Below are 13,362 nucleotides of genomic sequence, written 5' to 3' on the forward strand. Positions count from 1 at the left end.
GGCTACCCAGATGCCGTCTAGACTGGATAGTTATTTCTGCCGCGCTGCACTAGTGCAGCACGGCGGAAATAACTATCCAGTTAAAAAAGGTTGAAAAGCTTACTGTGCAAGCTTTCTTCCCTTCTACCCTGGAGCCTCCTATCTTCTGCCTTCTTGCACTACTCGGAGACGCGGCTACACAAACAGGCACCCGCCTACGGGGGTTCAAACCATCGCAAAATGTTGAGTCCGCGCAGGCGGACTTGGAATGCAATAGCCCCAGAATTGAACCAAAAATCTCCACCCTCAACGAAGTAGGGTGGGGAGTGTTAATTCAGATCCCTCCAGAATTGGTATTAGCCCAACGCTACCGTTAGCTCATGCCTATCTAGACTACTGAAGAGGGCGCAATGTTGTGCAGGACAGTTCCGGTTTGTATCACCCAAGATTGATAGGTAGTGTCTTCATTTAAGATATGGGCTTCTGTGGTATTCGTTCCGGTTGGAGGGAGAAGGATCTCCTGCCATCCCACCATACTCAACCACGTAACCTGCGATTGGTGTGATACCGTCGAGACCCTCAACAGTGTCAGGGTAATCATTCCACTGACCCGTATTCTGTGCTGTCTGGAAAAGGAAGTGACCATAGTCTTCTCCCTCAGGCTTAGTACCCCCCATAGTTTGAATTATTCGGCTCTAAACTCTCATTGCTGTTGTACGTTGATGCCCAGTTGCTGTAGGGAAACTCTACTTCCCCTTGCCCCTGCCCCAACCCCTGCCAAAATACAGTACCTGCTTCTGGTCTAGTGACCCACTTCCATACGGTTTCCTCTTCTGCATCACTTGTCGGCGGAGGAAATTACACCGTTAACTAATTGCTGGTAATTTTCAACGCCAGCATCAATAAAAACAACTGTAGCGATTTGATTAGAGATTTTTTTTGTTGAATATTTGGTAGATTGCATTGCATCCTTCAAGGTTGGTAGTAAAGTTAAACGGCGTAGATGTAGATGCACGAAAAAACAGTTAATTACTCTAATAAAGTTACAAAATAAAGCCTTACTTAATTGAAAGTAGGCAGCTTAGGCAAAAACAAGAGTGACTTGAGAGTAAAAGTAATTCACCGTTATCTTTACCCATAAAACAAGGCTTGACACGGAGTTACACAGTTGCTGGTTCTTGTGCGAACTCTTTCTTTATGAAAGATGATGCATCCGTAATCTCTAGGAAATGTTGGGTTGAACCCGTTGCTCAACCCAACCGACAAGAGTGGCGATCGCACTACATCCAAAAGTGTTATTGATAGTAGTGCAAGCTCTAAGCCAACGCTAGGTTAGCTCATGCCCATTTAGACTACTGCAGAGATCGCAGTTTCGTGCAGGACGGTTCCGGTTTGTATCAGCCAAGATTGATAGTTAGTGCTTGCCTCTAAGATATGGACTTCTGTGGTGCCCGTGCCGGTGTTACCTTGATTGAGGCTGATGAGATTGTTGTTGCCCATAGCAAAGCTCCAGTTGTCCTCAGTCATCCCCAGTACCGTTGAGGTTTGCAAGCTGAATGCTTGGTAGTTGCTGGCTCCATCTAAGATATGGATTTCGGTACTATTTGAATCCGTTGCACTCTGTTTAACACCAAGGATATCCATAAGACCATCGCCGTTGTAATCGCCCACCTGGAAGTCCCAATTGTTCCCAGTCTCATGCAGTGCGGTTCCAGTTTGCAACAGACAAGATTGATAGTTAGTGGCTCCATCTAAGACGTGGAATTCGGTGCTATTTGTACCCGTCTCACTCTTTTTAATAGCGAAGATATCGGTATAACCGTCACCGTTGTAATCACCCGTCTGGAACTCAAAATTGTCCCCAGTCTCATGCAGTATCGTTGAGGTTTGGAACACCCAAGATTGATAGCCGGTGGCGGCATCCATGATGTGGATTTCTGTAGTGCCCGACTCCGTGCCACTCTTCTTGATACTCACGATATCGCTAGCGCCATCGCCGTTGCAATCGCCGTGACCGAAGTCCCAGGTATCATCAGTCTCATGCAGTATCGTTGAGGTTTGCAAAGCCCAAGATTGATAGCCGGTGGCGGCATCCATGATGTGGACTTCTGTCTTGCCCGATGCCGTGCCACTCCTGTTGAGCGCCATGATATCAGTAGCGCCATCAAGGTTATAATCTATCGAGACAAAATCCCAAGAATTAGTTTGGGTAGGCTCTGGGTTGGGATCGCCATTACTGTCGGCGATCGCTAAATTAAAGGTATCGCTGATACTAGCACCAAAGGAGTCTGTGGCAGTCAGCGTCACACCGAAGATGCCCACGTCACTAGTGCTGGGAGTCCCACTGAATGTACCGGTAGCGGCGTCGAAGCTCAACCAACTCGGCAGAGCCTCACCCGTTTCGAGTGTGGCTGTATAGGTGAGGGTATCCTCTGCATCTACATCGTTGAAGGTGTCGCCAGGAACCGTAAAGTTAAAAGCGCTGTCTTGTGTCGCACTTTGGTCGGCAATCTCATTGGCAACAATTGGAGCATTGTTTGGGGGTTGGTTAGCGTCGGCGATCGCTAAATTAAAGGTATCGCTGATACTAGCACCAAAGGAGTCTGTGGCAGTCAGCGTCACACCGAAGATGCCCACGTCACTAGTGCTGGGAGTCCCACTGAATGTACCGGTAGCGGCGTCGAAGCTCAACCAACTCGGCAGAGCCTCACCCGTTTCGAGTGTGGCTGTATAGGTGAGGGTGTCCCCTGCATCTACGTCGTTGAAGGTGTTGGCAGGAACGGTAAAGTTAAAGGCGCTGTCTTGTGTCGCACTTTGGTTGGCAATCTCATTGGCAATAGTTGGGGCATTGTTAGCCGGAGCCGACATCAAATTCAAGGTGTTTGCAAGCTGTTCGCTGGTCAACCCATCCAGGAGCGTGCTGGCTTGCAAAGCCGCCATGTCATCAAAGATCGAAACATTAGCCTGAGCAGTTGCTGAAGTATCGCTTAAGGCATTGAAAAATAGTAATGAGCGGGTAGAATTAGCAGGTATGGTGACAGTAAATTCAGCCAGAATATCGTCACTAGGATCTGTTTGAGATACGAAATTAGGTGCTAAACCATTTGGAAGGGACAGCACAAAAGTATTAGTAGGGTCAGCCCCAGTTGGAGAGTCATCCGTAATTACCCAGCGATCGCTGGTTGTAAAGCTTGTGTCACCACTACTGGTTGCTTGCACAGTGGTTTCACCGTCAGAGCCTACATTACTGGATAAGCGATACGTTATTGTGATCGGATTATCCGTAGGATTCTCTAAGCTTACAAATTGACGCAAGACAGGTTGATTTGGGTCAGCATAATACTGTGCTGTGACATTCAACCCCGACATAACTACTGTTGATGAAGTAAAGGTTTGTCCTGTCGCTGTTCCATCCGTAGGCGGAGCGAAGGCTTCACCATCGATTTCTATCCGCAAAGCATCATCGAAGGCATCATCTTGCCCACCGAGTGTAGCCTCCTCTATGCCACTACCATTGTCGTAGTAAGTCCAAGTTGCCCCTGCTCCTGTCAGAGTTCCCAGAATTGCAGGATAATTTTCTAGGGTTACTGGCTCAAAGGCTAAGGTAGCAACGGCTTTAGCTGTCGTTACTTCTAATTCCCAGTTTCCACCTTTAGCAGCACTACCCGTCAGTGTCTTAGATGCCGCGATTTCTGCACCAGTCAGAGTGTGCAACTTAGCGATAAATTCCGCTCCGGCATCACCAGCCGCAACGTTACAGCCATAGAGGAGAAGATTAGCAACATCCCACTGTTGCAGTTGAGTCGCATAGCGGTTGAAAGTATCTAAACTCAGTTGGGTATTACCCAGATACAAGCAACCAGGCGCACCGTGGGAAATGATGTGGACAGCACCAACATCCTGACGCTGTTGTAAAACTTGGCTAATTTGCTCGATTCCATCAGCCGCCGCCTCTAAAACAAATACTTCGGCGGGGGAAATGACACCATTAACTAATTGCTGGTAATTTTCAACGCCAGCATCAACAAAAACAACTGTAGCGACTTGATTAGAGGTTTTTGAGGTTGAATGTTTGGTGGATTTCATGTATATTTTTCAGGGGTAGTATTAACGTTGAACAAGTTAGATGTCGATGCGAAATTAAATGAATAGCACAGCAGCTTTTCATTTAAGACTCGTAAAAAGTCACAAAAAAAACTTGACCTAGTTGATAGGCGGTGCAGACATAGAGAATCGTGACTTGAGGAGTATTACGCCAAGAAAGCTTTCAAGTATTGGTAGAGAAAATAAAACCCTGAGGAGTATTTAGCCTTTAGGCTTGATGTTGTTCACAGTCTGACGATATAAAGCTTCAGATGAATCGCTCAAGGGGAACTTTAGTCCGGCTTAACTTGAAGCCAAAAACTACTGTTCACTCCTACAAAGATTTACATCTACTAAAAGACCTATCCGGAAAATATTTAGCGCGCCTACATAAAGAAGTTCTTACACAATTGAGATACACCAAGACTTTGTCAGCTAAGCTTTTTAGCTTTAAGGATGCACCTCATTAGATTGAGAAACGCGGTAGTTGCAGTGGCTATTTGTGCAAGAGGCTGCATCTTTTCCCTGTCTCTATCATGGCTCCTCTTCCCTACCCTTGGCAGTCGGAAAGGTCGGATCATAAAGTCGGAAAGGTCGGATCATAAAGTCGGAAAGGTCGGATCATAAAGTCGGAAAAGTCGGATCATAAAGTCGGAAAAGTCGGAAAAGTCGGATCGTTGGTTAATTTTAGAGATTTCTACGCAGCCACAACATCACCCCCTAAAACCCATCCGCAATACTGCTGAAAATTAATGCCATTGTCTACGCTAATCAGTGTATATTTTTTAAATTATCAGAGGAAAAAGATCGGCTCATTGCCTCAACACCCCACACCAGAAGGTTGACGCGCTACAGATGAACTTGCACTTCCACGTTGTATTCGTCAATACTAGAGGGGGTGCAAGAACCAAAAACCTTGCAACATGACATTGGTGTGCACATGACCTTTGAAGAAGCCCTCGAATGGGTAGAATTTACTCTTGAAGCCAAAACAGGAAAACAACTAACGGCGCCAGAAAAACAAATCTTAAAAGCGGCTTGGGACAACGAAACCTACGGCGCTGTTGCCGAAAGCTTATACATGAGCGTGGGGCATATTAAAGACTTAGCTTATCCCTTATGGCAACGCCTTTCAGACCTACTGGGAAAAAAAGTAACCAAGAATGACTTTCGCCGTTTACTCCTAGAACGAAGCGCCACACCCACTCTCGCCTCTCCAGCAATCGAAGAAAGCGATGTTGAACACACAGGAGACTTCAAAGCCAATATTTTAATTGTTGATGACATTGTAGAAAACCTGTATCTTTTAACCGACATCTTGACCAAGCAGGGGTACAAAGTTCGCAGCGTCACCAACGGCAACATGGCATTAAGAACCGTCCGCAATAACCCTCCAGATGTCATTTTACTAGATATTAAAATGCCAGATATCAATGGCTATCAAGTCTGCTCAACGCTGAAATCTGATGAAGAAACCTCAGAGATTCCCGTTATTTTCCTCAGTGCCTTAAACGAAGTTTTTGATAAAGTCAAAGCCTTTCAAGTTGGGGCAGTTGATTACATAACCAAACCCTTTCAACCCGAAGAAGTCCTCGTCCGCCTCCAAACTCACCTCACCATCCAACAGCAAAAACACCAGCTACAACAAGAAATCGACCAACATCAACAAACCGCAGAAATTCTCTACCAATCTCGCGCCCTCCTCGCCAGTTTGTTGAATAGTTCAAGAGATGGAATTGCCGCCATGCAAGCCGTGAGGAATTTAATCACTGGAGAAATCGAGGAATTCCGCTATCTATTGGTTAATCCCGTCTTTGCTAAATTCTTGGGGAAAAAACGAGAAGAACTCACTAGTAAGTCGGTTGGGAAGAAACTGCTGAATCGACTCACTCCGGGATTATTTGAAAAGTTTATGCAGGTGGTTGAGACAGGAGAAGCACTCTTGCAAGAATTTTGTTGGGAAACGGATACCGAAAAAAAATGTTATGACTTGATTGCTGTTAAGTTGGGAGATGGCTTTTCGATTACCATCCGTGAGAAGCAAGGGACAAGGGAAAAGTAGTTGATAGGCTAGGTTGAGACTACGAAACCCAATTCTCCACCGATGCTGCGTTAGGTTTTACTTCGCTCTACCCAACCTACAATTGTTCTTTACTGACGCAGGATTCAGTTAAATTCAAAATCTTTTCAAACTGAAACTTCTTAACCCAATTCCTGAGAGTCTCAAGCTCGAAAACGTAGAATTTAGGAACTTCCTCAAGGAGTTGAGATACTAATCCCGAATCCGCGTCAAGAGTTGCTTCATGCAATTTTACAACCCAAGTTTTAGGCATTGTTGTTAATAAATCCGTTAAATTTAACCGTTCTCCAGCCACATGAGATGGGTGGGATAGTTGCTCTTGCTTCTGATAAATATAACTAACTCCCAAATGTTTAGCCATGATGTCAAAGATGGTTTCTTTGCGGAAAGGTTTTCGCACAAAATCATTGCAGCCAAGAGACAAAATTACCGCCTTTTCTTCTTCCCACACACTAGCTGTCAGAGCAATAACAGCAGTGGCTTGTCCTTTAGTCGTGCTTTTAATCCGTTTCGTGGCTTCATAACCATCCATCACCGGCATTTGCATATCCATCCAGATGAGATGCGGTGAGTAGGAATCCCAAATTTCAATCGCTTCAGTACCGTTAGTTGCTTCTTGTACTTCAAAACCAAGAGGTTTGAGGAGTTTAACCAAAAGTTGCCGATTGTAATCTCTATCATCCACCACTAGAATTCGATATTGGGGTTGGTTGGGAGCTAAGGCAACAACGCGACGACTGTGGGGTTGGTGTTCATTTTCGCTTGCATCAACAATGCCCACTGGAATGTCAAATTTAAATAGTGTGCCAGAGGGAGATGGAGAAGATAGGGAAGATAATAAAGATGGGGAAGAAATTACTCCCGGACTTCGTCCCGCTTCGCTAACATTTCTCAGAGAAGTTCCAGGGGTGAAGACTTTGCCGCGACTGATAACGGTGAAATCCCCGCCCATCAAGCGAACAAATTGACGGCTAATCGTCAGTCCCAATCCCGTTCCTTGCTGCACTCGCTGCCCCGATGCTGTTTGGAGGAATGGTTTGAATAGTTTCTCCAGTTCGTCCACTGCAATACCAACTCCCGTATCTTTTACTTCAAAGGTAATAGTTGTTAGTTGTTGGTTGCTAGTTATTGGTTGTTTATTAGTTGTTTCTCCCCAGCCCCTCTGCTCCTCTGTTCTGGGTTCCACTTTGACTGACACGCTCCCTATTGAGGTAAATTTAATCGCATTACTGATCAAGTTAATCAGCACTTGCCGCAACTTGACCTCATCAGTATAGATATATTGGGGAACATGGTCAGCACAGTCAAATCGTAACTGTAAGCCTTTATCTTGTGCTTCTAACGCAAACATATCCTCGACATCAGCCAGTAAGTAATAGAGGTCGAAGTTAGTTTCGTTCTTAGCCATGCGTCCGGCTTCAATTTTGGACAAGTCAAGGACTTGGTTAATTAGAGTCAACAAATGCTCTCCACTACGATGAATGATGCCAAGGTTCTCTTTTTGTTCTGTCAAGAGATTTGCGTCCTGGTTCATCAGTTGAGAAAAGCCGAGAATGGCGTTCAGAGGAGTTCGCAATTCGTGGCTCATGTTGGCAAGGAAGATGCTTTTAGCGCGGTTGGCAGCTTCGGCGGCATCTTTTGCCCGTTCGAGTTCTGCTTCGGCGAGTTTACGATCGCTAATATCTCGTCCTACCGCCTGGAATTCAACAATGCAACCGGAATCATCGAATATCGCTCGGTTAACCCACTGCGTCCAATGCACCTGGGAGCCAACAATCACCCGCTTTTCAACTGTGATCACAGGATTTTCTTGGCTCAGGGAATTAACGAGTCGGGCTACATATTCGCGGTCTTCTTCAAACACGACAGGTTCGTAGTGATGCCCGATGAGTTGTTCCTTGGTCAGTCCAAAAAATCGACAGAAGCCTTCATTGACAAAGGTCACGGTACCATCTGGCAGATACCGGGCAATCAGTTCTGTCTGGTCTTCCAGAATACCAAGGTAGCGTGCCTCGCTCTGCCGCAGAGCCTCTTGTGTAATTCTTTGAGCGTTAATTTCCTGTTCTAAGCGGACATTTTCGATGAGTGCTTTCTCAGCTTGCTTGCGATCGCTAATATCTTGAAAAGCTGCGATCGCATACTCTACACTACCCGTCTCATCGAAAATTGGCGTGCTGGTTGCTTCTAAGGGAACGATTCGCTCACTGTCGTGCAGTTCCAAATCATCTGCCCGTGTTTCTTCACCTAAGAGCGCTCGCGCCAGGGGTAGCTCTTCCACTGGATACCTCTCCCCAGTGCCTGCCCGATAAATCTGATAGGTTTTTGAGAGTTGCTCGATTTCGGTTTTTGGTAAATCTTGAATATTGAGTAACTGCTGTGCAACTGGATTGGCGTAAACTAGTTGTCCATTGGCGTCGTGAACGGATATGCCAAAAGGAATGGCATTGAGGAATTTATCCAGGCGATTTTGCGTCGATTGTACTTGAGTATAGAGTCTGGCATTCGTCAGCGCGATCGCCGCCTGTGTTGAGAGCAGTTGAATCACTTCCAAGCGATCGGGTGTAAAAACACCGTCGGCTAGATTATTTTCTAGGTAGACAATCCCAATCAGTTGCCCCTGATTGAGCAGTGGCGCACAAAGAATCGACTTAGGCTGGTAGGTTTGAATGTAAGTATCTTGGGTAAATCTGCCTTCACGGGCAACATCGCTTTCAATCAGTCCTTCCTGAGTCCTTGCAACATAGTGAATAATCGACGCAGGCAGGCAAGTTTCAACGGGAGTCGATTGCAACACTATCACCCGATTTGAATTAGCCTCACCTGACGCTTCGACTCTCAGCTCTCCTTGAGACTCTAAAATTAGATAGCCAGTTTGTGCCCCAGAACTTTCCAGCAGAATTCTCATCAACGTCGTAAGCAGTTTATCCAGCTCAATTTCACTGGCAATTGCTTGAGAGGCTTTCATCAGTGCTGCCAAATCCAGGATTTCACCTGAAGTATTACCAGGCGTATCAGGTAGGCTCTTGCGCGAATCTCTGGACATATTGGCTGTTGAAAAACGCTTTAGTATTTGTGGATACTGCTGTTCTAAATCCCTTATTTTAGCGGTTGCACCCCAACGTAAATAGCAGTAGTAAGCATTTAAGACATAGGCTTGGGCAACTTCCTTTTTTCCCCAAGCGAGGTAAAATTTGGCAGCCAGTTCGTTAGCCAAAGCTTCTTCGTTGAGATAGCCATTTTCTTTTGCTAAGGCAATGGCGCGATCGTAGCACTCAATCACCTTCGTCTTTTCATGCAAAACTCGATACCGCTCTGCCTCCACTAGATAAAATTTATGGAGATGAGTCATCGGAGCAAATCTAGCCCATTTTTTTAGCTTTTTCTGGTTGGCTTTCACCTTCTGGAGGATGAGTTTTTGCTCAGATTTAGATGCCTCAGAATAGATAGCAAGATGGACTAAAGAATTGTAGAAGTGGGAGAGAGGAATCGTTCCTACAGCACTATCAAGACATTTTTCGACCAACTTAGCATTTTCCAGAGCCTGCTGATAGTCTTGGAAAAGATAGCCAAGAACTAACTTGTAAAAATAAAGAGCGTGACAAATATTTTGAGCATTTGCCTCCAGATGCAGAGGTAACATTTTTACTTCGTCATAGCTTTCACCGATTAAACGGCACTTATCGTCAGCCCGCCCCATCAAGTTCAATACAACCTGTCGATTAAGTTGATTATAATAAAATGCTGTTTCTTGCCCCAGTTGGCTTAGAGCATGACTGTACATTGTCATCTCTCGCTCAACCGTTGCCAAGTCCTTACCCAATACATAGGAATGGTAGGAGTATACACAAGCCGCATAAGCTGCGTATTCTAAATCTCCGGTTTCTAGTCCAATCGAGTAAGCATCCCGCAAAGGATTTAGGGTTTCTCCAAGATGCTCTTTCCAATGTTTAATAAAATAATTAACGATAAATAACGTCCTAGCTTTGAGTTCTTTGGCATTGAACTTATCGACCAACCTAAGAGCCAGTTGACCAAATTGATAGCCAGTTTCAATATCTCCTACCGCTTCCCCAGAAAGAATGAGTCCATAAGTGGCATAGGCATAGGCAGAGAGCGTTGTATTGCCGTATTTCATTGATAAACTGACCTGTTTCAATGCCAACAATGGAAATAGTTTTGGTGCCGCAACATAGGCAGCAGAAAATACATCCGATAGGATACGCATTACCGCTAGCTTGTAAGAGTCAGTCATTTCCGGCAGGTTGATTAAATCTTCAACTCGTCTCCCTACCAAACTTAATTTTGTCCTTACCAGTTCAACTAAAATATCTAATTTATTGGGATTTCTTGGCAAGCGAATTCCCAACAGCTTTAATACTGAAAGTGCTGTTTCTATAGCTTCTAAGGCTTTGTTCTGAACAGTAAAAGCTTGAATCTTAACTCCATAGATTTTTACTGTATCCAACAGCGTTCTGGCTTGTTGCAGGACAACAGAAGCTAATTTTTCCATTTCCTCAAACTTGCCACTCAAGATAGCAACTTCTGCTGCTTCCACATAAAGTTCCAGAGTTAGGTTATACTGACGACTCCAGCTATCTGCACTGAGGTAATCTAAACCAATTCTTAAGTAGTTCGATGCCGATTCCCAAGCGGCTGATGCTTTCGCTTTTTTACCAGCAATGAGATTTAATTGAGCGAGTTTATCTCGTTCTAATTGAACGTTAATTGCTTCAATACCGAAGTTAAGTTGATTGACAATATCAAAAATCTTTTGTTGGAGTATCTGTGGCGAATTATTTTGCAACAACAATTGCCCGATTTTCCAGCGCACAGCTTGCTTGTCCTCTGAGGGAATCAGGGAATAGGCAGCTTGCTGGATGCGGTCATGAGCAAATTTATAAGTAATTTCTAACTCATTTGATTCTCGATCTGTTTGAATTAATTTGTAATCATCCCCGACAGGTAATATCAATCCCGCTTGAATGGCATTCCATAATTCATGAGCCGTTTCTTTTTGAGGATTTTCATTAATAATTGAAAGCGTTCTTAAATCAAATTGGTTGCCAATACAAGCGGCTAACTGTAAAATTCTTTGTGCTGACTCTGATAATCGTTGAATTTTCTCTGTCATTAATTCAACAACATTATCAGTTATGCTCCTAGTTATAATTTTTTCTAAATCCCAAGACCAAGCTCCAGCATTAGTATCAAATTTCAGGAATTGCTCTGCATAAAGCGACTTGAGAAACTCCTTGACAAAAAAAGGATTCCCCTGTGTTTTTTCCCAAACCAACTCGGCTAATCTTTGCGTATGGATGCACTCAGTCTTCAGGGTATCCGCAATGAATTCATTAACCTGGTTTAAATTTAGGGGTGAAAGCGAGAGATGATTAACTATTACCCCCTGCTTGTTCATCTCGGATAAGGTCAGCATGGCAGGATGAGTGGCGCTGACTTCGTTATCTCGATAAGCTCCAATCAAAAACAGATAGTAAGTATTAGCATGGGTCATTATAAGCTGAAGCAATTGCAGCGTAGCCGTGTCTGTCCACTGAAGATCGTCTAGAAATAGGACGACCGGAGCTTTAGTGAGGAGATGCTCTTGTTGACAAAAGACTTGAATAAAGTTTTGAAAAACTAAATTAAACCGATTTTTTGCTTCTGTTGAAGGTAATTCCGGGATAGTTTTCTGTTTACCAATAATCAGTTCAACGTCTGGAATGATATCAATAATAATTTGTCCGTTGGCTCCTAGTGCACGCCCAATCCTCTCTCGCCATTGTTGTAATTGGAGTTCAGGTTCAGTGAGCAATTGCCGCACCAATTCTTGCAAGGCAGCGACCAATGCCTGATAGGGAATATCCCGGTGAAACTGGTCAAACTTTCCTTTAATAAAGTATCCGCGTTTCTGAGGGATAAGCTTATATAGTTCCTGAACTAAAGCTGATTTTCCAATACCAGAGTATCCAGAAATTAGCATGAGTTCAGTTTGCCCAAGACTTGTCCGCTCAAAGGCGGTCAATAAACTCTCAATCTGCGGTTCTCTCCCATAAAGCTTTTGAGGAATTCGTAATTGAGGAGAAGTATCTTGGCATCCTAAAGTAAACCTTTGGATTACACCGTTTTTATATTGAGTAAGACAAGTTTCTAAATCGGCATTGATTCCCCTAGCACTCTGATATCGCTCTTCAGCCGTTTTTGCCATCAACTTCATGACAATGTCTGAGACAGTCAAGGGGATTTCTGGATTGATTTCATGAGGAGGTATCGGTTGTTTAGCAATATGGCAATGAACTAACTCAAGTGCATCGACGGATTCAAAAGGAAGCTGGTTGGTTAGCAATTCATAAAAGGTGACACCAAGAGAATAAAAATCGCTACGGTAGTCAAGTGAACGATTCATCCGTCCTGTTTGTTCGGGAGACATATAAGCCAATGTCCCTTCTAGAATATTAGGACTTTTGAGGCTAGGATTCTCTTGAGGTAAAAGGGTAGATAGTCCAAAATCAATAAGTTTTAATTGTCCCGTTCGAGAATTTAAGACAATATTAGATGGATTAATATCTTTTTGAATTACATTTTTTTGATGAACTTTGCCTAAAGCATCTGCGATTTTGATAGCAAGGTGGAGAAACTCTGGCAAAGAAAAGGGACGCTTCTCTATCAGGATTTTTAAGGACTCTCCTCCAACATCCTCCAACAACATGACTTGTGTGTTGTGGTATTTTCGCAGTTCGTAAGCTTTAATCGTTTCTTCTAAATTGAGACGGCGAATGATTTCGTATTCCTGCTGATAGCGATAGAGTTCGGCTGGCGCGGGATAATCCTCTTTGAGGAGTTTCAAAATCAGAGGTTGCTGATTTTTATTGAGGATACCTCGGTATACAAGGGAATTAGAACTTTCGTAAATTTGGCTGACAATTGTGATATCTGGCAGTGAAATCATGTTTGGGATTACTGCTGATTAAAAAGTTGAATACTATTCAATTAATCTAAGCCATAGTTCACCAAGGAATCGTGAACCATAGCTCTTTTTGTCCAAAGTCCAAAAAGCCAAATTATAAATTTGTAATGTTCGTTACGAATCTAACATTTTCCTCGAGGGCTATGCCAGAAAAATTGATTTGTGCAGAACTTAGACGTTGACAGGAGACAATCATGTGCAGTAGCCCTGAGCGGCTTAGCACGGTCTAGGGTTCATGGTTCATTGTTGATAGCTC

At 44.0% G+C, this 13,362-nt stretch carries 5 protein-coding genes; 2 read left to right on the forward strand and 3 right to left on the reverse strand.

Translation table 11 applies throughout. From position 1 onward, the window contains the following. The first annotated feature begins 104 nt into the window (after positions 1-104). Positions 105-356 (forward strand): hypothetical protein, encoded by a 252-nt coding sequence (locus tag AC5JL3_RS07275; RefSeq protein WP_496073845.1) that lies wholly within the window; start codon positions 105-107, stop codon positions 354-356. 87 nt (positions 357-443) lie between these two features. On the opposite strand, the gene AC5JL3_RS07280 is transcribed toward AC5JL3_RS07275, so the two are convergent. Together AC5JL3_RS07280 and AC5JL3_RS07285 are read right to left on the reverse strand one after the other, a co-directional pair. Then, positions 444-656: a hypothetical protein gene (locus tag AC5JL3_RS07280; RefSeq protein WP_496073846.1), complete on the reverse strand. Its 213-nt coding sequence runs from the start codon at positions 654-656 to the stop codon at positions 444-446. Positions 657-1,326: 670 nt separating this feature from the next. After that, positions 1,327-4,065 (reverse strand): DUF4347 domain-containing protein, encoded by a 2,739-nt coding sequence (locus AC5JL3_RS07285; RefSeq protein WP_496073847.1) that lies wholly within the window; start codon positions 4,063-4,065, stop codon positions 1,327-1,329. An 895-nt stretch (positions 4,066-4,960) separates the two neighbouring features. Here AC5JL3_RS07285 and AC5JL3_RS07290 point away from each other — a divergent pair. Further along, positions 4,961-6,124, forward strand: coding sequence for a response regulator (locus AC5JL3_RS07290; RefSeq protein ID WP_496073848.1), 1,164 nt, complete (start codon positions 4,961-4,963; stop codon positions 6,122-6,124). Positions 6,125-6,200: 76 nt separating this feature from the next. On the opposite strand, the gene AC5JL3_RS07295 is transcribed toward AC5JL3_RS07290, so the two are convergent. Next, positions 6,201-13,088: an AAA family ATPase gene (locus AC5JL3_RS07295; protein WP_496073849.1), complete on the reverse strand. Its 6,888-nt coding sequence runs from the start codon at positions 13,086-13,088 to the stop codon at positions 6,201-6,203. Positions 13,089-13,362: the final 274 nt, after the last annotated feature.

It is taken from the genome of Symplocastrum torsivum, from assembly GCF_059505465.1.